Source organism: Herbaspirillum lusitanum, assembly GCF_026127345.1.
Lineage (GTDB): Bacteria > Pseudomonadota > Gammaproteobacteria > Burkholderiales > Burkholderiaceae_D > Herbaspirillum > Herbaspirillum lusitanum.
Window position 1 is genome coordinate 512,412 of sequence record NZ_QXFG01000005.1, and the last position, 20,591, is coordinate 533,002.

General features: G+C 61.9%; 16 protein-coding genes. 7 read left to right on the forward strand and 9 right to left on the reverse strand.

The features are described from left to right. Positions 1-55 precede the first annotated feature (55 nt). Positions 56-505 (forward strand): hypothetical protein, encoded by a 450-nt coding sequence (locus tag DXT88_RS06550; protein ID WP_265212076.1) that lies wholly within the window; start codon positions 56-58, stop codon positions 503-505. Between the two features lie 101 nt (positions 506-606). On the opposite strand, the gene DXT88_RS06555 is transcribed toward DXT88_RS06550, so the two are convergent. The 9 genes from DXT88_RS06555 to DXT88_RS06595 all read right to left on the reverse strand — a co-directional run bounded on the left by DXT88_RS06555 (position 607) and on the right by DXT88_RS06595 (position 12,225). Continuing rightward, positions 607-3,822 (reverse strand): CusA/CzcA family heavy metal efflux RND transporter, encoded by a 3,216-nt coding sequence (locus tag DXT88_RS06555; RefSeq protein ID WP_265212077.1) that lies wholly within the window; start codon positions 3,820-3,822, stop codon positions 607-609. A gap of 53 nt (positions 3,823-3,875) precedes the next feature. Then, entirely contained in the window at positions 3,876-5,126 is a 1,251-nt protein-coding gene (locus DXT88_RS06560) for an efflux RND transporter periplasmic adaptor subunit (protein ID WP_265212078.1), read from the reverse strand. Between the two features lie 12 nt (positions 5,127-5,138). Next, on the reverse strand, positions 5,139-6,383 hold the full coding sequence (locus tag DXT88_RS06565; protein ID WP_265212079.1) for a TolC family protein: 1,245 nt from the start codon (positions 6,381-6,383) through the stop codon (positions 5,139-5,141). A gap of 76 nt (positions 6,384-6,459) precedes the next feature. Continuing rightward, positions 6,460-6,828 carry a cation efflux protein, CzcI family gene (gene czcI / locus DXT88_RS06570; RefSeq protein ID WP_016836732.1) on the reverse strand — a complete coding sequence of 123 codons (369 nt, stop codon included), beginning with the start codon at positions 6,826-6,828 and terminating at the stop codon, positions 6,460-6,462. Positions 6,829-6,868: 40 nt separating this feature from the next. Continuing rightward, a complete protein-coding gene (locus DXT88_RS06575) occupies positions 6,869-8,029 on the reverse strand; it encodes an MFS transporter (protein ID WP_265212080.1) in 1,161 nt (386 codons plus the stop codon). A 270-nt stretch (positions 8,030-8,299) separates the two neighbouring features. Beyond that, positions 8,300-9,448 (reverse strand): galactonate dehydratase, encoded by a 1,149-nt coding sequence (gene dgoD, locus DXT88_RS06580; RefSeq protein WP_016836730.1) that lies wholly within the window; start codon positions 9,446-9,448, stop codon positions 8,300-8,302. Between the two features lie 123 nt (positions 9,449-9,571). After that, a complete protein-coding gene (locus DXT88_RS06585; RefSeq protein WP_016836729.1) occupies positions 9,572-10,225 on the reverse strand; it encodes a 2-dehydro-3-deoxy-6-phosphogalactonate aldolase in 654 nt (217 codons plus the stop codon). Between the two features lie 13 nt (positions 10,226-10,238). Beyond that, positions 10,239-11,249 carry a 2-dehydro-3-deoxygalactonokinase gene (locus tag DXT88_RS06590; RefSeq protein WP_265212081.1) on the reverse strand — a complete coding sequence of 337 codons (1,011 nt, stop codon included), beginning with the start codon at positions 11,247-11,249 and terminating at the stop codon, positions 10,239-10,241. Positions 11,250-11,295: 46 nt separating this feature from the next. After that, positions 11,296-12,225: an aldose 1-epimerase gene (locus DXT88_RS06595; RefSeq protein WP_265212082.1), complete on the reverse strand. Its 930-nt coding sequence runs from the start codon at positions 12,223-12,225 to the stop codon at positions 11,296-11,298. A gap of 390 nt (positions 12,226-12,615) precedes the next feature. Here DXT88_RS06595 and DXT88_RS06600 point away from each other — a divergent pair, with 390 nt between their 5' ends. The 6 genes from DXT88_RS06600 to mmsA all read left to right on the forward strand — a co-directional run bounded on the left by DXT88_RS06600 (position 12,616) and on the right by mmsA (position 20,590). After that, positions 12,616-13,587, forward strand: a complete 972-nt coding sequence (locus DXT88_RS06600) for an ABC transporter substrate-binding protein (protein ID WP_016836727.1) — start codon at positions 12,616-12,618, stop codon at positions 13,585-13,587. 225 nt (positions 13,588-13,812) lie between these two features. Beyond that, positions 13,813-15,402, forward strand: a complete 1,590-nt coding sequence (locus DXT88_RS06605; RefSeq protein WP_265212083.1) for a sugar ABC transporter ATP-binding protein — start codon at positions 13,813-13,815, stop codon at positions 15,400-15,402. Then, a complete protein-coding gene (locus tag DXT88_RS06610; RefSeq protein ID WP_265212084.1) occupies positions 15,399-16,493 on the forward strand; it encodes an ABC transporter permease in 1,095 nt (364 codons plus the stop codon). Before DXT88_RS06605 ends, DXT88_RS06610 begins: the two co-directional genes overlap by 4 nt. A 16-nt stretch (positions 16,494-16,509) precedes the next feature. Then, positions 16,510-17,553 carry a galactofuranose ABC transporter, permease protein YjfF gene (yjfF, locus tag DXT88_RS06615; RefSeq protein ID WP_016836724.1) on the forward strand — a complete coding sequence of 348 codons (1,044 nt, stop codon included), beginning with the start codon at positions 16,510-16,512 and terminating at the stop codon, positions 17,551-17,553. Between the two features lie 213 nt (positions 17,554-17,766). Beyond that, positions 17,767-18,840 (forward strand): multiple monosaccharide ABC transporter substrate-binding protein, encoded by a 1,074-nt coding sequence (gene chvE / locus DXT88_RS06620; protein WP_016836723.1) that lies wholly within the window; start codon positions 17,767-17,769, stop codon positions 18,838-18,840. A gap of 202 nt (positions 18,841-19,042) precedes the next feature. Further along, positions 19,043-20,590: a multiple monosaccharide ABC transporter ATP-binding protein gene (gene mmsA / locus DXT88_RS06625; protein ID WP_265212085.1), complete on the forward strand. Its 1,548-nt coding sequence runs from the start codon at positions 19,043-19,045 to the stop codon at positions 20,588-20,590. The last annotated feature ends 1 nt before the right edge of the window (position 20,591 follow it).

The window sequence follows — 20,591 nt, forward strand, 5'->3', positions numbered from 1 at the left end:
TCCTGCGATTTTCGTGAGCGACCTTCTATCGATTATCGACCGACAAGGCAGACAAATGAGTACAGCTTTCTTTAGTCTAAAAAGCCCTCGGGATATGTTGGAAAAAGCAAAGCGAGAACGAAGTAGGCTTGAAGAGTCACTGACTATCGACAATGTTTTCAATTTCTTTGTCACGGCTCGGCATATCGTCGACTATGCAAAGAATGGGAGTCAAATTCCTTTGGCGGCAATAGAAAAGCTCGCGCAGGATACTGATCATAAGGCGCTGTGTGATGTGGGCGATATGGGCAAGCATCTGCTTTTGACGAAGCCAAAAACTGGTGCTTCTCCTGTTGCCTCACGAAAAGGAACTCATTTTTTTACTTCTCCATTCGGAACAGTCCCATTTGGAGACATCAAATATGAATGGGAGTTGATCGTAGGTGGGCAGGAAATCGTCTTGTTTGAGTTTGCGGATAGAGTTTTAGAAAAGTGGGAAACGCTATTATCCAGCTACGGATTATGAGTTAGAAACGCATATAGACGGCCTCCATAACTGACCAGAAATAGAAAAGAGAAATATTACAAAGCCGCCCCGCAACGACTACGTCACAGGGCGGTTTCATTTTAAGTTGTTGAAGCGCTGCGACGTTTTCCGCTACGGAGCGAACCGCGCAATCGGCTATACCAAGATGACGATGCTCGAACCGCATCGCCATCGTCAGCATTCTCCGAATGTACCAACCGATACAACAACGGCAACACCAGCAACGTCAACAACGTCGACGACAAAATCCCCCCAATGACCACGGTCGCCAGCGGCCGTTGCACCTCCGCTCCGGTGCCGGTCGCCAGCGCCATCGGCACGAATCCCAGCGACGCCACCAGCGCGGTCATCAGCACCGGCCGCAGGCGCGTCATGGCGCCTTCGAAGATGGCGTCGTCGAGCGAGCGGCCTTCTTCGCGCAGGGTGCGGATGAAGGCGATCATCACCAGGCCGTTGAGCACCGCCACGCCTGACAGCGCGATGAAGCCGACGGCGGCGGAGATCGACAGCGGGATGCCGCGCATCGCCAGCGCCAGCACGCCGCCGGTCAGGGCGAACGGGATGCCGGTGAAGACCAGCAGGCCGTCCTTGACGTTGTTGAACATCGCGAACAGCAGCACGAATACCAGCAGCAAGGCGACCGGCACGACGATTTGCAGGCGTTGCGTTGCCGACTGCAGGTTCTCGAACTGGCCGCCCCAGGCGATCCAGTAGCCGGCCGGGATTTTTACCTGCGCGGCGATGCCGGCGGCCGCGTCGTCGACGAAGGAGCCGAGGTCGCGTCCGCGCACGTTGGCGCTGACGACGACGCGGCGCTTGCCGTTTTCGCGGCTGACCTGGTTGGGGCCGGGGGCGATGTCGAAGTCGGCTACTTCGCCCAGCGGGATGTAGCTGAGCTTGCCGTCGTTGTGCGGCAAGGGGATCGGCAGGCGCTTGATGGCGTCGAGGTCGTTACGCTCATTTTCCGGCAATCGCACGATGATGTCGAAGCGGCGGTCGCCCTGGAACAGCGCGCCGGCTTCCTTGCCGCCGATGGCCATGGCGACGGTGTCCTGCACGTCGCCGATGTTGAGGCCGTAGCGGGCGGTTTTCTCGCGGTCTATCCTGACGGTCAGCATCGGCAGGCCGGTCGATTGCTCGACCTTGATTTCGGTTGCGCCGGGGACTTTGCCGAGTGTGCCGGCGATCTTGGCGGCGGTGTCGTTGAGCACGTCCATGTCGTCGCCGAAGACCTTGACCGCGACATCGCTGCGCACGCCCGAGATCAGTTCATTGAAGCGCAACTGGATCGGTTGCGAAAACTCGTAGCTGTTGCCGGGCAGGGCGGCGACGGTTTCCTGGATGGCGGCGATCAGTTCGTCGCGGGTCTTCCTCGGCTTGGGCCACTGGTCTTGCGGCTTGAGCATGATGTAGCCGTCGGAGATGTTCGGCGGCATTGGGTCGGACGCCACTTCGGCGGTGCCGGTGCGGGCGAACACGCGCTCAATCTCGGGGAAGTTGTCCTTGAGCGTGCGTTCGAGCTGCTGCTGCATCTCCACCGATTGCGTCAGGCTGGTGCCGGGAATGCGCAAGGACTGGATCGCCAGGTCGCCTTCGTTGAGGCTGGGTACGAACTCGCTGCCCAGCCTGGTGCCGAGCAGCGTGCACAGGACGATCACGGCGGCGGCCAGCGACAGCACCACCGGCTTGTTGCGCAGCGAGGCTTGCAGCAGCGGCGCATAGGCGCGCTTGGCGGCGCGCATCAGGGCGTTTTCCTTTTCGTCGACCTTGTCGCCGATGAACAGCGCAATCGCGGCCGGGATGAAGGTGACCGACAGGATCATCGCGCCCAGCAAGGCTGCCACCACGGTGAAGGCCATCGGCTGGAACATCTTTCCTTCGACGCCGGTCAGCGCAAACATCGGCAGGTACACGATCATGATGATGAGTTGGCCGAACAGCAGCGGGCGGCGTGCTTCACGCGAGGCGGCGAAGACTTCGTGGAAGCGTTCGCCGCGCGTCAGCGGACGGCCGTGATGCTGTTGCGCATGCGCCAGGCGGCGCACGCAGTTTTCCACGATCACGACGGCGCCGTCGATGATGATGCCGAAGTCGAGCGCGCCCAGGCTCAGCAGGTTGGCGCTGACGTGGTTGGACACCATGCCGGTGAAGGTGAACAGCATCGCCAGCGGAATCACCATCGCCGTGATCACCGCCGCGCGAATGTTGCCGAGGAACAGGAACAGCACCGCGATCACCAGCACCGCGCCTTCGATGAGGTTTTTCTTGACGGTGTTGATGGCCTTGTCGACCAGCACCGTGCGGTCGTACACGGTGACAGCCTGCACGCCCTCGGGCAGGGAGCGGTTGATCTCGGCCATCTTCTTGTCGACCGCTTGCGAGACCGTGCGGCTGTTCTGGCCGATCAGCATGAAGACGGTGCCGAGCACGACTTCGCGGCCGTTCTCGGTGGCGGCGCCGGTGCGCAGTTCGCGGCCGATGCCGACTTCGGCGACGTCGCGGATGCGGATCGCCACGCCTTGCACGTTGCCGAGGATGATGTTGCGGATGTTGTCGAGCGAGGCCACCTGGCCCGGTGCGCGGATCAGGTACTGCTCGCCGTGCTTCTCGATGTAGCCGGCGCCGACGTTGGCGTTGTTGCGTTCCAGTGCGGCGGCGACGTTCTGCAGCGTCAGGCCATAGGAGGCGAGCTTGGCCGGCGAGGGGGCGACATGATATTCCTTGGCGTAGCCGCCGATGGAATTGATTTCGGTCACGCCCGGCACATTGCGCAGTTGCGGCTTGATGATCCAGTCCTGGATTTCACGCAGGTCGGCGGGCGAGTAGGGCGCGCCGTCGGCGTTCTTGGCGCCCTCCTTGGCTTCGACCGTCCACAGGTAGATTTCGCCGAGGCCGGTCGAGATCGGCCCCATGGCGGGATCGATGCCGGACGGCAGCTTGCTGCGCGCCTCCTGGATGCGTTCATTGACCAGCTGGCGCGCAAAGTAGATATCCGTGCCGTCCTTGAAGATCACCGTTACCTGCGACAGGCCGTAGCGCGACAGCGAGCGCGTCTGTTCCAGGTTGGGCAGGCCGGACATGACGGTCTCGATCGGGAAGCTGATGCGCTGCTCGGTTTCTAGCGGCGAGTAGCCGGGCGCGGAGGTGTTGATCTGCACCTGGACGTTGGTGATGTCGGGTACGGCGTCGATGGGCAGCTTCTGGTAGCTGTAGACGCCATAGGCCGCCATGCCGAAGACGGCCAGCATGACCAGCCATCGATGCTCGATGGCGAAGCGGATGATGCGTTCAAACATGGGAGTGTCCTTCTCGCTTGGAGTGGGAGGTGCGGTCGCTATTCAGCAGATTTTTAATGCGCATGTTCGGCGCTCCCCTTGCCCAGTTCAGCCTTGATGACGAAGCTGCCTGCGGCGGCGTAGACGTCACCCGCGCTAAGGCCCTTGAGAATTTCGACGCGCTTGCCGTCGGTGCGGCCCAACGTTACTTCCTGTTTCCTGAAGCCGTCGGCGACACGCACGAAGACCACCTGTTTCTGCTCAACTGATTGCACTGCATCAGCGGCGACGGCGAGCGCGACGTCGGTTTCCTGCGCCAGTACGTCGACGTTGACGAACAGGCCGGGACGCCACACGTTGCCGGGATTGGGCAGGACTACGTGGGCCTTGGCGGTGCGCGTCTGTTCGCCCAGCAAGGCGCCGACGTAGGCGATCTTTCCGCTGGCGCTGGAGGCGAATGCGGTGGCATTGACGGTGACGCTTTCACCCACGCGCACGGCGCTCATGTCGCGGGCGGCGACGGTGATTTCAGCCCACACGCTGGAGAGGTCGGAAATGATGAAGATGCCGGCGTCTTCCTTCACGGCCTCACCGAGCGCGAGATGCTTCTCCACGACGATGCCGTCGAAGGGAGCGCGGATCTCGTAGCGGTTCAGTCCCGAGGACGCTGCGCCTGCGCCGATGGCGGCCAGCTTCTGCTGTGCGTTGCGCACGACGATCTCGGCCTCCTTCAACGCTTGTCCGGCTTGCAGATAGTCCTGCTCGGCGGAGATCTTTTCCTGCCACAAGGTTTTTTCACGGGCATGCGTCGATTGCGCCAGGGTCAGTCGCTGCTGCGCGTTCAGCAACTCGCTGCGTTGTTCCGACACCGTGCTGCTGCTGACGACGGCGAGCACTTGTCCCTTCTTCACCTGCTGGCCGAGATTGGCGCTGACCGATTCGACCACGCCGTTGACCTTCGGCACCACGTGCGCGGTGCGGTCCTGATTGAAGCGGATTTCGCCGGGCAGTTGCAGGCTGGTGCGGATGCGACCGGGCGCGGCGGTGTCGAGGACGATGCCGGCGGTCTTCAGTTGCTGTTCGCTGAAGGCGATCTTGCCGTCTTCAGCGTGATCCTTTTCAGCGTGACCCTTTTCGTCGTGGTCATCGTCTTTGTGATCGTCATGGTCGTCTTTGGCTTCCTTGTGATCATCCGTGGCCGTTTTCTCCGCGGCATGGGCGTCGGCCGGTGCGGATTTGCCGGCGCCGCTGAGCAGGATCAGCGCAGCCAGCAGCGCCGTGACGGCCGCGATCGCGGCGATGGTGAATTTCTGTTTCTTGGTCATGATGGCGTCCGGTTATTGGTTGGGGCCGGCGGAACCGAGCAGGCGCTCAAGTTCGGCCGAGGCAAGATGGGCGTCGGAGATCGCGCGCAGGTATTGCGAGCGCGCCTGGAACAAGGTGCGCTGGGCATCGAGCACTTCCAGGAAATTGAACTTGCCGAGTTCGAAGCCCTTGCCGGCGGCGGCATAGGCGCTCTGCGCACCGGGAAGGATGTCGCTTTGCAGGACGGCGACTTCGGCATGGGCGTTGCGCAGCTTTTCATACGCCTGCGCGATGTCGGTGCGCACGCGCGTCTCGGCGGCGGCCAGTTCGTCGCGCGCCTTGTCGGTGCGGCGCAAGGCTTCTTCCAGGTTGCCGCGATTGCTGTCGAGGAAAGGCAGCGGCATCGACACGCCGACCACCCACATGCTGCGGCCGGCTTCTTCGTCGCGCTTCCGGCCGAGGCTCAGCGTGGCGTCGGGAATGCGCTTGCTGCTCTCGATCTTGCTCAAGGCCTGGCGGCGTTCCACTTCGAGCCGGGCCAGCCGTAGTTGCGGTGCATCGGTACTGCGCTCTGCAATGTCGGCGATGGCCGGCAATGGCGGCAATTGCCCGGCGACGCCTTCGGCCAGCGTGAAGCGCGGCTGGGCCTTGCCCCACAGGCCGGCAAGTCGGCGGCGCGCCAGATCGAGTTCGCCCTCGGCCTGGCCCAGTTCGAGCCGTGCAGAGGCAGCGGCGACACGCGCCCGGGTTTCTTCCACCGGCGAGATCTTGCCGGCAGTGACGCGACGACCGGTGGCGTCGGCGGCGCTGCGGGCGAGCTCGGCGGATTCCTGCGCCAGGCGTCGGCGCTCTTGCGCGGTCAGTACGGCGAAGAACGCAGACGTGGCGGCGATGCGGATGTCATCGCGCCTGATCGCCAGCTCCATGCGGGCAGCCTCGCGTGAACGCTCGGCGGCGCCGATGCGGGCGGCGCGCTTGCCGCCGAGTTCGATGGGCTGATTGAGCTGAATGGTGGTGGTGCGCGTGCTTTTACGCGTGTCCTCCATCAGCGTCGACAGTTCCGGATTGGGACGCGCACCAGCTTGCGTGACCGTGGCGTCGACCGCCTCAAGTTCGTGCCGGGCGGCGGACAGTTCAGGATTGTTGTCGAGCGCGAGCGCGACGGCATTGTTCAGCGTGATGTTCAGCGTCGGGGACGTTGCCGCCTCCTGCGCATGCGTGTAGGCCGGACAGGCGAGCAGAAGCGCCAGTCCCAGCGGATAGAAACGGGTGTACATCGAATTCTCCGGATGAAAGGGAAAGAATTCGGCGAGCGGTCAGCAGTAAGAAAAAAGGGAAAGACGACTCGCCGGCTTAGGCGGCGAGAATCCAGTCGGGCTCATCAGGGGATTCCCCGATGTGGGAGAGATACAGTGGGGCTAAGGAGAGAGTGAAGCTGTTCTTTTCCTGCACGGGTGGCGTCCATGCGGTGTACGAATTCATCGGCTTGCTGCAGGAGAAATGGCAGAAGCTGCAATCGGCATCGCTGCCGGTGTTGAGTTTGCTGTCATCGCTGTTGTCCGCGTGTTGATCCTGCTTCTGTTGCTTGCTGTCGGCAGCGGCGTGATGGCCGACGTGTTGTGCAGCGGGATTGCTTTCATGCTGGCAATACGACGCCACCGCCGCCCAGGAAAACTGGAAGGGCAGCAGCATCAGCAGGAAAATGAGGACGTAGCGTTTCATGGCAGGGCATTATAGCTGCACTTTTTCAGGACCCGCCGAATCAAGCCGCAACGCGCGCTGCACGCCGATCCAGCAAGGCCGAGGTCAGCACCGTCAGGAAACCCAGCACCGACACGCCTGCGCCCAGCAGCGGCAGATCGGTCAGCGGCAAGCCGGCCGAGATCGCCAGCCCGCCGAGCCAGGCGCCGGTCGCATTGCCGACATTGAACGCGCCTTGATTGAGTGTCGACGCCAGGTTCGGCGCGTCCTTGGCTTTGTCGAGAACACGGATCTGCGCAGCGGGAACGACGGCAAACGAGAACGCGCCCCAGATGAACATGGTGATCAGCGTCGGCAGCGGGTAGCGGCTGCTCCACGAGAACTGCACCAGGATCAGCGCGATGCAGACGAACATCGAGAACAGCACCGGCATCAATCGCCAGTCCGCGAGACGGCCGCCGATCAGGCCGCCGACCGTGATGCCGGCGCCGAACAGCAGCAGCACCCAGCTCTCCTGATGCGCGGTGAAACCGGTGACGTCGAGCAGGATGTAGGCGATGTAGGTCAGCACGCTGAACATACTGACCGAGGCCAGCGTGCTGGTCAGCAGCGCGAACTGGACTTGCGGATGGACGATGGCGCGGAATTCCTTGAAGATGCTGCCGCCTTGCATGGCGATCTTTTTCGGCAGGCAGATCCACAGCATGATCACGGCAGCCAGGCCGATCAGCGTGATCGCGCCAAAGGTCGAGCGCCAGCCGGCGGCATGGCCCAGCGCGGTGCCGAACGGCACGCCGAGGATATTGGCGACGGTCAGGCCGGTGAACATCAGCGCCACGGCTTGCGCACGCTTTTCACGCGGCACCAGTTCGGCGGCGACCACCGAGCCGATGCCGAAGAACGCGGCATGGCAGAACGCCGTCACCACGCGCGCCACCATCAGGAAGTTGTAGCTCGGCGCAATCGCGCACAGCACGTTGCCGAGGATGAACAGGCACATCAGGCCGACCAGCGCGCGCTTGCGTTGCCACTTGGCGGTAAGGATCGCCAGCACCGGCGCGCCGGCGGCCACGCCCAGCGCGTAGCCGGACACCAGCATGCCTGCCGCCGGCGCAGAGACGCCGAGATCGCGGGCGACATCAGGCAAGAGCCCCATGATCACGAATTCTGTAGTGCCGATGCCGAAGGCGGCAACGGCGAGGGCGAAGAGGGGCCAGTGCATGATGAAAATCCTGATGGAGGAACTGCGGGGAAAACCGTTATTTTACGTGGCTGCGGCCCGATCTGCTGAGCAGATGCGGGCCGCATGGATGAAATATATTGAAGAGAATCGTGCGAACTCAAAGAGATCGAAACCTGTTCGCGGTCCGTAGCGAGGAGTCATCAGCCGCCGCCGACCGGAGCGCAAGGACCGGAACGTACTTCATGTACGTGAGGACTGAGCACCGTACGGTGGTGGATCATGGCTCCGCAGTAGGACCCCGGACAGGTTTTACCACTCTGCGAAGCTGCCGTCTTTATGCCTCCAAATCGGGTTGCGCCAGCGGTGTCCGACTTCGGCGCGCTGCCTTACATACTCTTCATTGATCTCGATGCCGAGGCCCGGACCGTTCGGGATGGTGACGTAACCATCCTTGTAGCTGAACACGTCGGCGTCGGTGACGTAGTCGAGCAAATCGTTGCTCTCGTTGTAATGGATGCCCAGGCTTTGTTCCTGGATGAAGGCGTTGTACGACACGGCGTCGACTTGCAGGCAGGCTGCCAGCGCAATCGGTCCGAGCGGGCAGTGCAGCGCCAGCGCGACGTCGTAGGCTTCGGCCATGGTGGCGATCTTGCGCGTCTCGGTGATGCCGCCGGCGTGCGAGACATCGGGCTGGATGATGTCGACGTAGCCTTCGCTGAGGATGCGCTTGAAGTCCCAGCGCGAGTACAGGCGCTCGCCCAGCGCGATCGGTGTGCCGGTGAGGTGGGCGATTTCCTTGAGTGCTTCGTAGTTTTCGCTGAGCACCGGTTCTTCGATGAACATCAGCTTGTACTGTTCGAGTTCCTTGACCAGCACCTTGGCCATGGGTTTGTGCACGCGACCGTGGAAGTCGACGCCGATGCCGACGTTGGGGCCGACCGCCTCGCGCACTGCCGCGACATTGGCCAGCGTGAGCTCGACCTTGTCGTAGGTGTCGATGAATTGCAGTTCTTCGGTGCCGTTCATCTTGACGGCGGTGAAGCCGCGCGCCACCGCGTCCTTGGCCGCCTTCGCCGTGTCGGCCGGACGATCGCCGCCGATCCACGAGTACACGCGGATGCTGTCGCGCACCGGGCCGCCCAGCAACTGGTTGACCGGCAGGCCGAGCGCCTTGCCCTTGATGTCCCACAGCGCCTGGTCGATGCCGGCCAGTGCGCTCATGTGGATCGCGCCGCCGCGATAGAAGCCGCCGCGGTAGAGCACGGTCCAGTGATCTTCGATGTTGCGCGGGTCCTTGCCGATCAGGTAATCGGCCAGTTCTTCGACGGCGGCGGCGACGCTGTGCGCGCGGCCTTCGACTACGGGTTCGCCCCAGCCGACGATGCCTTCATCGGTTTCGATCTTGAGGAAACACCAGCGCGGCGGTACGATAAAGGTGGTCAGTTTTGTGATTTTCATCGGAGATGATCCGTTCTGAGAAAAAGCGCCCAGTCTTGCTGCGGGCTGGTTGAGGAGCGGCCGGTCGTCAGATCATGATGGTGATCTTGCGACCGGCTTCTTTTATGCAATGTGATCTGGGTGCTAAGTGGTCGGCGTCGAATCGCCGTTGCGTGTCTGCCAGGCGCTGACGAAGGCCTTGGCGTTTTCGCCGACCGTGGCGGCCGACATGCCCGGCTTGAACAGCGCCGAGCCGAGACCGAAACCGGACGCGCCGGCATCGACGAACACCGAGACGCTGCTGGGCATGATGCCGCCTACCGGGAGCAAGGCAACCGAGGCCGGGATCACGGCGCGCCAGGCTTTGACGACGTGGGTGCCGAGCTGTTCGGCGGGGAACATCTTGAGCACGTCGGCGCCGGCGGCCAGCGCGGCAAATGCTTCGGTCACGGTGGCCACGCCCGGGGCACTGCACAGGCCGGCCTCCTTGGCGGCGTGGATCACGCGCGCGTCGCTGTGCGGCATGACGATCAGCTCGCCGCCGGCAGCCTTGACCTGGGCGACTTGTTCCGGACTCAGCACGGTGCCCGCGCCGATCACGCAATCGGCCGGCAACGTGCGGCGCAGCGTGGCGATGCTTTGCAACGGCTCGGGCGAATTGAGCGGCACTTCGATGACGCGAAAGCCGGCTTCATACAAGGCCTTGCCGATGGCTTCGACTTCATCGGGACGCACGCCGCGCAGGATGGCGATCAGGCCGCAGTGCTGCAGGGCGTTCTGGAAAAGATTCTTCAGCATGGTTCTACTTTCTTTATGTTCGCGGTGACGCGGAAACCAGGCCGGCATGCGCCGCCAGTTTCCACAAGCCGTGCTCGGTGGCGGCAGCGGCGATTTCAACTTGGATAAGGTCGTACAGCGCCAGCGCCTGGCGGTAACGTTCGCACAGCACATCGTCGCCGATGAGGGCGATGCGCTGTTGCCGGATGCCGCCGGTGGTCGCCAGCAGCGCGGCGATTTCGTGGCCGATCAGCAGGCCGGACAGGTAATGCGCCTGGGCGCGCGGCGACAGTTCGCCGGTCAGTCCCAGCGTGCGGCTGCTGAAGATGTTGGACAGCATGCCGGCGCGGCCGTCGGAAGATTTCGCCACCAGTGCGCCACGCACGAAGGCGGCATCATCCGTCGCATCCACGGCGCCGTCGCGCTGCATGGTGCGGCCGAGGATGCTGTGGTTGCTCAGTACCGCGTACATCTCGCCGGTCATGAAGGTGTCGAAATGCTCGATGCGCTTGCCGCGTACATGCACCCATTTCGAGTGCGTGCCGGGCAGGCCGATCAGGATGTCGTCGACCTGCAACTGGTCGAGGATGCCGGCGACCTGGGTTTCTTCGCCGCGCATTACGTTGGGCAGCGCCGAGCGTTGCAGCAATCCCGGCACGATGTGCAGCGGCACGCCGAAACCGGTGTCGACCACGGTCATGGTGTTGCCGACTTCGCTGACGGCCAGCGGCACGTCGAGGTAGGGCGCTTCACGCCAGCCCTGTTTGCTGCCGACCATGCCGGCGGCGATCAGCGGCGTGGCCGGGAAATCGCGCAGCCAATCGCCGCATGCGGCCTGCAGCGCGCGACGGAAGCCGGCGTCGGCAGAGTTGGCAGAAGCACCGGCACCGTCTTCCGCCGGCGGCAGGTTCATGACCCCCCACGGCAACGCGCGCCTGTCGGCCACGCGGCCGTCGGCATCGAAGCGATAGGCGCGCAGCGAGGTGGTGCCCCAGTCGAGCGCGATCAGGCCGGTGGAGGAGGTGGAAGGAGTTGCTTGCGTCATTGTGCGTTCGGTTTTAAAACAAATTCAAGGCAGGTTCAAAGCGGATTCAAAGCTCGCTCACGATGAAATGCGTGAGCAATCGCATGGACGCGTCCGGCGCCAGATTGACCAGGCCGTCACGGTCGGGCATGTGGAAGGCGTCGATCGGATGCGTGATCGGCTCCAGGCAAAAATAGTCAAGGCCGGGCGGGCGGTACATGAGGCTGTAACCCTTGCAGTTTTCCATCTGCATGCTCAGGCGCAGGCCGCGGTCGGGGTAGTCGATGTGCGACAGACCGTCCCAGCCGGTGAAGCAGTTGTCGATCAGCGGACCGTCGGCGGGGAACTCCACCGGCGCAAACCGGTTGTAGTCGAAGGTGGCCGGGAAGTCGCGCGTATGTCCGGTCGGAATCGGATCGGCGCCGCACAGCCAGACGCCGTCGGCGCGCGATTGCAGGCGCGTTTCGGCGTTGCGCGGAAAGTAGGGATGCAGGCCGAGGCCGAACGGCAGTTCTTCGGCGCCGCGATTGGTGACTTCCAGATCAATGGTCAGGCCGTCGTCGTTCAGCGTCAGGGTCTGCGTCGCGTGGTAGGTATACGGATCGCCGTCGTATTGCGCCGAGTCCAGCGCCAGCACGATGCGGTTGTCGGTTTTTCCGGCGACGCGCCAGGCTTGCAGCCAGCCGTCGCCATGGATGGGATAGTTTTCGCCGGCGCGGTTTTGCAGCACCGGGTAGTGTGCGCCCTTGTGCATGAAGCCGCCTTCGGTGATGCGGTTCGACCACGGCACCAGCGGGAAGCAGGCTGTCGTATAGAGATCGTCGGCGCCGGCCCAGGGGCGGAACAGCGGCGTCCATGCGCCGCGCCATTCCAGATCCCAGGCCGCGATGCCGGCGCCGAGCCCGGGCAGCACGCTCAGGCGTTGACGTCCGGAGCGAAGGGTCACGGTCTCAATGGCGGCCGCGCCGCCGCGCTGCGCTGCTGGGGTTGTGGTCATGGCGTCTCGGTTGCTGTCTCGATTATCTGGGCGGATGCTGTGCGGTCTGCTCCGCCTGGGCTGCTATCTGAAGCAAAAACAGCGCCGATCCTAACATCGGCTACCGATGCGGAATAATGAAAAATTTGTGAACATTGATATCGAAAACGATCTAGCTGTCAGCATTTCGTCATCGATGTAGTTGACTAAAACACCATGCCTGTTTCGGTATCGGAAATCGCTAAAAATTCATTGGATAGATATTTCTCGCTCTCCTACTATTGACCGGCATATTTCGCTGCACATCAGATGCCGGCGAAGACGCAAATGACGGCGCCTCCGTTCCCCCACGACAGCGCCGGACACCAAATAAAAATAGTACGTGTTGATAAACATAATTGGAGACAAGCAATGAAAATGACTCGCAGAACCCTGCTGGGCGCCGCCGTTTGCATGACCCTGGGCTGGAGCGCCCTGTCCGGCGCTGTGGCTGCCGACAAACCATTGACGATGGGCTTCTCGCAAGTCGGCGCCGAGAGCGAATGGCGCACTGCCAACACCGCCTCGATCAAGGACGCCGCCAAGAAAGCCGGCGTCAACCTGAAGTTCGCAGATGCGCAGCAGAAGCAGGAAAACCAGGTCAAGGCCATCCGCTCCTTCATCGCGCAAAAGGTCGATGTGATCGCCTTCTCGCCGGTGGTTGAATCGGGCTGGGACACCGTCCTGCGCGAAGCCAAGGCCGCCAAGATCCCGGTGATCCTGACTGACCGCGCCGTCAACGTGAGCGACAAGTCGCTGTACGTGACCTTCATCGGTTCCGACTTCGTCGAAGAAGGCCGCCGCGCTGCACGCTGGTTGCTGGATCGCGCCAAGACGCTGCCGGCCGGCGACATCAACATCGTCGAATTGCAAGGCACGGTCGGCTCGGCGCCGGCGATCGACCGCAAGGCCGGTTTCGAACAAGAAATCAAAGCCAATCCGAACCTGAAGATCATCCGCTCGCAGACCGGCGACTTTACCCGCGCCAAGGGCAAGGAAGTCATGGAAGCCTTCCTCAAGGCCGACGGCAAGAAGATCAACGTGCTCTACGCGCACAACGACGACATGGCCATCGGCGCCATCCAGGCCATCGAAGAAGCCGGCCTGAAACCGGGCAAGGACATCCTCGTGATTTCGATTGACGGCGTGAAGGGTGCGTTCGAAGCCATGATGGCCGGCAAGCTCAACGTCACCGTCGAGTGCAGCCCGCTGCTCGGACCGCAACTGATGTCGATCGCAAAGGACGTCAAGGCCGGCAAGGAAGTGCCGAAGCGGATCACTACTGAAGAAGGCGTGTTCCCGGCCGAAGTCGCGGCCAAGGAATTCCCTAATCGCAAGTACTGATGCTTGATATCGGATATTGATCGGTCTCCCGCCCGCATGCGAACCATGAGGGCTCCGATCGTATGACCGGGGAAGCAATTTCCCGGTGTTGTTTCTCCTCTGCTCTGGAGTAACCCCTGGGCCTGGAACGATGCGTCGCAATGCCCCTTTGTGTTGCGGCGGATCTGCTCAACAGGCTTTGTGCGGCGGGCTTCGGCCCGCCGTTTTTTCACTTGCGGTAACGCCATGTCGAACGCAACTTCAGAAAACATTCCTGCCATCGGCGCCGAACCGGCGCTGGAACTCACCGGCATCCATAAATCCTTCACCGGCGTCAAGGCACTCAGCAACGTCGGCCTGCGCCTGTTTCCGGGCGAAGTCCATACCCTCATGGGCCAGAACGGCGCCGGCAAATCGACGCTGATCAAGGTCCTGACCGGCGTCTACACGCCCGACGACGGCTATATCCTGCTGCGCGGCCGCGCCATCCGGCCGGGTTCGACGCTGGAAGCGCAACAGTTGGGCATCAGCACCGTGTACCAGGAAGTCAACCTGTGTCCCAACCTGACCGTGGCCGAGAATATTTTCATCGGCCGCTATCCGCGCAAATGGGGCGGCGTGGGGCCGATCGACTGGGCCGCCATGCAACGCCGCGCCGCCAAGTTGCTGGCGAAGCTTGACTTGCACATTGACGTAAAAAAACCTCTGTCCGCGTATCCGCTGGCGATCCAGCAGATGGTGGCGATCTCGCGCGCGGTGAGCGTATCGGCCAGCGTACTGATCCTCGACGAGCCGACTTCCAGCCTCGATGAGGCGGAGGTGCAATTGCTGTTCAAGGTCTTGCGCAGTCTGCGCGAGGAAGGGATGGCGATTCTCTTCGTCACGCATTTCCTCGACCAGACTTACGAAATCTCCGACCGCATCACGGTGCTGCGCAACGGCGTGCGCGAAGGCGAATACGCCGCCAGCGAATTGTCGCGCCTCGATCTGGTCAACAAGATGATCGGCGTGCAGGTCGACGCCACCGCCGCCGGCGAGGCGCTGGCCGATAATGCCGAGATCACGCCGGCCGCCAACGACGGCGAAGTGTTCCTGCAGGCGCGCGGACTTGGCCGCAAGGGGGCATTGACGCCGCAGGATTTCGACCTGCGCGCCGGTGAAGTATTCGGCTTGTGCGGTCTGCTCGGCTCCGGCCGCACCGAGACTGCACGACTCCTGTTCGGCGCCGACAAGGCCGACAGCGGCGAGATCAGCATCAAGGGCAAGCCGGTGAAATTCTCCACCCCGCGCGACGCCATCGCCGCCGGCATCGGCTTCTGTTCCGAAGACCGCAAGAAGGAGGGCGCCATCCTCGACCTGTCCGTGCGCGACAACATCATCCTCGCGCTGCAGGCCCGCAACGGCCTGCTGCACGTGATCCCGCGCAAGCGCCAGCAGCAGATCGCGGCCGACTACGTCAAATGGCTCGGCATCAAGACCGCCGACATTGAAACCCCGATCGGTCTGCTGTCCGGCGGCAACCAGCAGAAGGCTTTGCTGGCGCGCTGGCTGGCGACCGACCCCGACATGCTGATCCTGGACGAGCCGACACGCGGCATCGACGTGCGCGCCAAGCAGGAGATCATGGATTACGTCATGGCCTTGTGCCGCAAGGGCATGTCCATTCTTTTCATCTCTTCCGAAATCCCCGAAGTGCTGCGCTGCAGCGACCGCATGCTGGTGCTGCGCGATCGCCATGGCTGCGGCGAGTACCTGCGCGGCGAGCTGGACGACGCCTCGGTGCTGCAGGTGATTGCGGGTGAAAATGCTGAAGTGGCAGCAGGAACAGCAACATGAGCGCATCAATGAATTCCAATCTGGTTTCCAATCGCAATCCGTCTTCGGACGCCGCCGTCAACCGGCTGCGGCGTGCCTTCTTTCATCCGCTGAGCCGTCCGCTGGGCGCACTGGCGGTACTGCTGCTGATCGACTTCTTCATGATCCCCGGGTTCTTCCGCATCGAGATGAAGGACGGCCATCTGTACGGCAGCGTGATCGACATCGTCAACCGCGCGGCGCCGCTGATGCTGGCGGCGCTCGGCATGACGCTGGTGATCGCCACGCGCGGCATCGACATTTCGGTCGGGGCAGTGGTGGCGATTTCGGGGACGATCGCTGCGATGCTGATCGGCGGCACCATGGTCGTCAACAACGGCGTGCCGGAATACGTCAGCAACATCCCGATGGGCTGGGCGCTGGCTGCCGCGCTCGGCGTGGCGCTGCTGTGCGGCGCGTGGAACGGCCTGCTGGTGGCGACGCTGGGCCTGCAACCGATCATCGCCACGCTGATCCTGATGGTGGCCGGGCGCGGGCTGGCGCAGCTGCTGACCGACGGCCAGATCATCACGGTGTATTACAAGCCGTTCTTCTATCTCGGCAGCGGTTACCTGTGGGGCTTGCCGTTCTCGCTGTTCATCGTCGCCGGCATGTTCGTGGTGCTGGCGCTGCTGATGCGCAAGACGGCGCTGGGCCTGTTCATCCAGTCGGTCGGCATCAATCCGGTGGCGTCGCGCCTGGCCGGCATCCGCACTGCGGCGCTGATCTTCTTCGTCTACATCTTCTGCAGCCTGTGCGCCGGCCTGGCCGGGTTGATGATCAGCGCCAACATCAAGAGCGCCGACGCCAACAACGCCGGCCTGTTGCTGGAGCTGGACGCGATCCTGGCGGTGACGCTGGGCGGCACTTCGCTGGCGGGCGGCAAGTTCAGCCTGGTCGGCAGCGTGATCGGCGCGCTGATCATCCAGGCGCTGACCTACACGATCTATTCATTGGGCGTGCCGCCGGAAGTCAACATGGTGGTCAAGTCGGTGGTGGTGTTCCTGGTTTGCCTGTCGCAGTCGCCCGAGTTCCGCCGCCTGCGCTTGTTCAAATCCGGCAACCAAGCTTAAGCATTCAGGAAAAATCATGAAGAATTTTCGTTCTCTTTTTCATCAGTTGCTGGCAACGCCGTATTTCACCTCGCTGGTCACCGTCGCCTTGCTGGTGGTGCTGTTCGCGATGGGGTCGGTCGCCTACGACGGCTTCTTTTCGGTACAGGTGGTATTGAACCTGCTAATTGACAACGCGTTCCTGCTGGTGATCGGCATCGGCATGACCTTCGTGATCCTGTCCGGTGGCATCGATCTGTCGGTCGGTTCGGTGCTGGCGCTGACCACCATGATCTCAGCCTACATGCTGCAGTCGTGGCACTGGCATCCGTTGCTGGTGATCGTCTGCGTGCTGGCGCTGGGCGGCCTGTTCGGCGCGGCGATGGGCGTGCTGATCCATTTCTTCAAGCTGCAGCCCTTCATCGTCACGCTGGCCGGGATGTTCCTGGCGCGCGGCCTGTGTTATCTGATCAGCATCAATTCCATCACCATCGACGATCCGCTGTTCGTGGCGATGTCGCAGACGCGGCTGGAGTTCGGGCTCGGCGACGCCTTCGTCTCGCCCAGCGTGGTGATCGCCGTGCTGATGCTGGCGCTGGCGATCTACCTGGCGCATTACACGCGCTTCGGCCGCGCGGTCTATGCGGTGGGCGGCAACGAGCAATCGGCGCTGCTGATGGGTTTGCCGGTGGGCCGCACCAAGGTCGCGATTTATGCATTCAGCGGTTTCTGCGCGGCGCTGGCGGGTGTATTGTTCTCTTTCTATATGTTGTCCGGTTACGGCCTGCATGCGCAAGGCACGGAGCTGGACGCCATCGCGGCGGTGGTGATCGGCGGCACCTTGCTCACCGGCGGCTACGGCTACGTGGCAGGGACGCTGACCGGCGTGCTGATCCTGGGCGTGATCCAGACTTTGATCGCTTTTGACGGTACGCTGAGCTCGTGGTGGACCAAGATCGTGATCGGCGTGCTGCTGTTCGTGTTCTGCCTGGCGCAAAGGTTGATGTCGCTGGGCGCGGCCAAGGCGGCAGATGCGAATGCCGGCGGCGGTTCCGTCAAGCCAGCCGCGCAGGCAGCGTAAGACGTAAATATTGCAGACGCGAGTTAAGGGGAGTCACGGCGTTTGCGCAACAAACTGATGTTGAAAACAATATGGGTTTTAGCAAAAAAATCATTAGAAATGTATTGCTCTAATGGTTATCGTAGAGGCCTTGCAAAACATCGAGCGTTCCCCGCGCGTTTTGACATGTTTTGCATTGCCAGTAAAACAACAAACTACTAGGAGACGAGAAGTATGAAACTCAAATCGGTATTGGCCGGGCTGACGCTTGGCCTGAGCATGGGTCTGATGGCAGTGAGCGCGCAAGTGAGCGCCCAGACCAAGGGCCTGATCGGGATCTCCATGCCGACCAAGTCGTCGGCGCGTTGGATCGCTGACGGCAACAACATGGTCAAGGTATTCAAGGAAAAGGGCTACCAGACTGACCTGCAATACGCGGAAGACGACATCCCGAATCAGTTGGCGCAGATCGAAAACATGGTGACCAAGGGCGTTAAAGTGCTGGTCATCGCCGCCATCGACGGCACCACGCTGTCCGACGTGCTGCAAAAAGCCGCCGACAAGGGCATCAAGGTCATCGCTTACGACCGCCTGATCCGCAACTCCAAGAACGTCGACTACTACGCGACTTTCGACAACTACCAGGTCGGCGTGCTGCAGGCTTCGTACATCGAAAAGGCGCTGGACCTGAAGGGCGGCAAGGGTCCGTTCAATATCGAACTGTTCGGCGGTTCGGCTGACGACAACAACGCTTTCTTCTTCTACAACGGCGCCATGTCGGTCCTGAAGCCATACATCGACAAGGGCAAGCTGGTTGTGCGCAGCAAGCAGATGGGCATGGACAAGGTTGCAACGCTGCGTTGGGACGGCGCGACTGCGCAAGCCCGCATGGACAATCTGCTGAGCGCCTACTACGGTAACGCCCACGTCGACGCAGTGCTGTCGCCATATGACGGCATCAGCATCGGCATCATCTCTTCGCTCAAGGGCGTCGGCTACGGTACGCCGAAGCTGCCAATGCCGGTCGTGACCGGTCAAGATGCGGAAGTGCCTTCGGTCAAGTCCATCATCCGCGGTGAACAACGTTCGACCGTCTTCAAGGACACGCGTGAACTGGCCAAGGTCACCGTTTCCATGGTCGATGCCGTGTTGTCGGGCAAAGCGCCAACCATCAACGACACCAAGACCTACAACAACGGCGTCAAGGTCATCCCTTCGTACCTGTTGAAGCCGGTCAGCGTTGACGTCAGCAACTGGAAAGAAGTGCTGGTCGGCAGCGGCTACTACACCGAAGCGCAAGTGAAGTAATTCGCTTGTTTCTCTGAGTGAATGTGTCCCGGTCGGCAAATGTTGACCGGACAAGAAAGCAACCCCGCGCCGCGCGCGCGGGGTTGGTGTTTCCGGAGGCGGCGTTGTTGCGGCTTGCAACGGCGCCGGCCGGACGCCAGGATAGCGGCCCGCAGTATCCCACCACAACGGCAGGCCGGAGCAGAAGAAGAGGTCAGAACACATGAGTACAATTCTGGAAATGCGCGGAATTGAAAAGACATTCCCAGGTGTCAAGGCGCTCAACAACGTCAACCTGGCAGTGCGCACCGGCGAGATCCACGCCGTGGTCGGCGAGAACGGCGCCGGCAAATCCACCCTGATGAAAGTCCTGAGCGGCGTCTATCCGCACGGCAGCTATTCCGGCGACATCATCTATCAGGGGCAGACCCGCGAATTCAAGGATATCGTCGACAGCGAAAGCGTCGGCATCATCATCATCCATCAGGAGCTGGCCTTGGTGCCGCTGCTGTCGATTACCGAAAATCTGTTCCTCGGCAACGAGCAGGCCAGCGGCGGCGTGATCGACTGGGAGCTGTCCTACGCCAAAGCCAAGGAACTGCTGGCCAAGGTCGGCCTGAAGGATCCGCCATCGACGCTGATCACCAACCTCGGCGTCGGCAAGCAACAGCTGATCGAGATCGCCAAGGCTTTGTCGAAAGAGGTCAAGTTGCTGATCCTCGACGAACCGACCGCCAGTCTCAACGAAAGCGATAGCGATGCCTTGCTCGAACTGCTGCTGGAGCTCAAGGCGCAGGGCATTTCGTCGATCCTGATTTCGCACAAGCTCAACGAGATTTCCAAGGTCGCCGATTCGATCACCGTGCTGCGCGATGGCGCCACGGTCGATACCTTCGACTGCCGCAAGGAAGAAATCAGCGAAGACCGCATTATCCAGAACATGGTCGGCCGCGAGATGGCGGACCGCTATCCCAAGCGCGAGCCGCAGATCGGCGAAACCATTTTTGAAGTCAAACAGTGGCGCGTGCATCATCCGATTCATCCCGATCGCGTGGTGATCAAGGACATCGACTTCAACGTGCGCAAGGGCGAAATCGTCGGCATCGCCGGCCTGATGGGCGCCGGCCGCACCGAGCTGGCCAAGAGCATCTTCGGCCGTGCCTACGGTACCAAGATCAGCGGGGAAGTGTATTTGCACGGCAAGAAGGTCGATGTCGGCACGATTCAGAAAGCCATCAACCACGGCATCGCTTACGTCACCGAAGACCGCAAGGGCGACGGTCTGGTGCTGGACGAAGACATCAAGAAGAACATCTCGCTGGCCAACCTGGGCGCGATCTCCGACAAGTCGGTGATCGACGAGGCGCGCGAGTTCAAGGTGGCGGCGGATTTCCGCACCAAGATGCGGATCCGCTGTTCGAGCGTGCTGCAAAAGGTGGTGAACCTGTCCGGCGGCAACCAGCAGAAGGTGGTGCTCAGCAAGTGGCTGTTCTCGAATCCGGAAGTGCTGATCCTCGACGAGCCGACGCGCGGCATCGACGTCGGCGCCAAGTTCGAGATCTACACCCTGATCAACCAGCTGGCCGCGGAAGGAAAATGCATCATCATGATCTCGTCGGAAATGCCGGAATTGCTGGGCATGTGCGACCGGATCTATGTCATGAACGAAGGGCAATTCGTCGGCCAGTACACGGCGGCGGATGCATCGCAGGAAAAAATCATGCGTTCCATCGTAAGGAACGAAAGGATTGTGAAGAATGGAGAACAATGAA

Excerpts from the sequence above, each read along its gene's own strand:
- czcI (WP_016836732.1), bottom strand. The coding sequence starts at position 6,828 with ATGAAACGCTACGTCCTCATTTTCCTGCTGATGCTGCTGCCCTTCCAG.
- DXT88_RS06575 (WP_265212080.1), bottom strand. The coding sequence starts at position 8,029 with ATGCACTGGCCCCTCTTCGCCCTCGCCGTTGCCGCCTTCGGCATCGGC.
- DXT88_RS06595 (WP_265212082.1), bottom strand. The coding sequence starts at position 12,225 with ATGACCACAACCCCAGCAGCGCAGCGCGGCGGCGCGGCCGCCATTGAG.
- DXT88_RS06555 (WP_265212077.1), bottom strand. The coding sequence starts at position 3,822 with ATGTTTGAACGCATCATCCGCTTCGCCATCGAGCATCGATGGCTGGTC.
- chvE (WP_016836723.1), top strand. The coding sequence starts at position 17,767 with ATGAAACTCAAATCGGTATTGGCCGGGCTGACGCTTGGCCTGAGCATG.
- DXT88_RS06605 (WP_265212083.1), top strand. The coding sequence starts at position 13,813 with ATGTCGAACGCAACTTCAGAAAACATTCCTGCCATCGGCGCCGAACCG.
- DXT88_RS06550 (WP_265212076.1), top strand. The coding sequence starts at position 56 with ATGAGTACAGCTTTCTTTAGTCTAAAAAGCCCTCGGGATATGTTGGAA.
- DXT88_RS06565 (WP_265212079.1), bottom strand. The coding sequence starts at position 6,383 with ATGTACACCCGTTTCTATCCGCTGGGACTGGCGCTTCTGCTCGCCTGT.
- DXT88_RS06600 (WP_016836727.1), top strand. The coding sequence starts at position 12,616 with ATGAAAATGACTCGCAGAACCCTGCTGGGCGCCGCCGTTTGCATGACC.
- DXT88_RS06610 (WP_265212084.1), top strand. The coding sequence starts at position 15,399 with ATGAGCGCATCAATGAATTCCAATCTGGTTTCCAATCGCAATCCGTCT.
- yjfF (WP_016836724.1), top strand. The coding sequence starts at position 16,510 with ATGAAGAATTTTCGTTCTCTTTTTCATCAGTTGCTGGCAACGCCGTAT.
- DXT88_RS06560 (WP_265212078.1), bottom strand. The coding sequence starts at position 5,126 with ATGACCAAGAAACAGAAATTCACCATCGCCGCGATCGCGGCCGTCACG.
- DXT88_RS06585 (WP_016836729.1), bottom strand. The coding sequence starts at position 10,225 with ATGCTGAAGAATCTTTTCCAGAACGCCCTGCAGCACTGCGGCCTGATC.
- mmsA (WP_265212085.1), top strand. The coding sequence starts at position 19,043 with ATGAGTACAATTCTGGAAATGCGCGGAATTGAAAAGACATTCCCAGGT.
- DXT88_RS06590 (WP_265212081.1), bottom strand. The coding sequence starts at position 11,249 with ATGACGCAAGCAACTCCTTCCACCTCCTCCACCGGCCTGATCGCGCTC.
- dgoD (WP_016836730.1), bottom strand. The coding sequence starts at position 9,448 with ATGAAAATCACAAAACTGACCACCTTTATCGTACCGCCGCGCTGGTGT.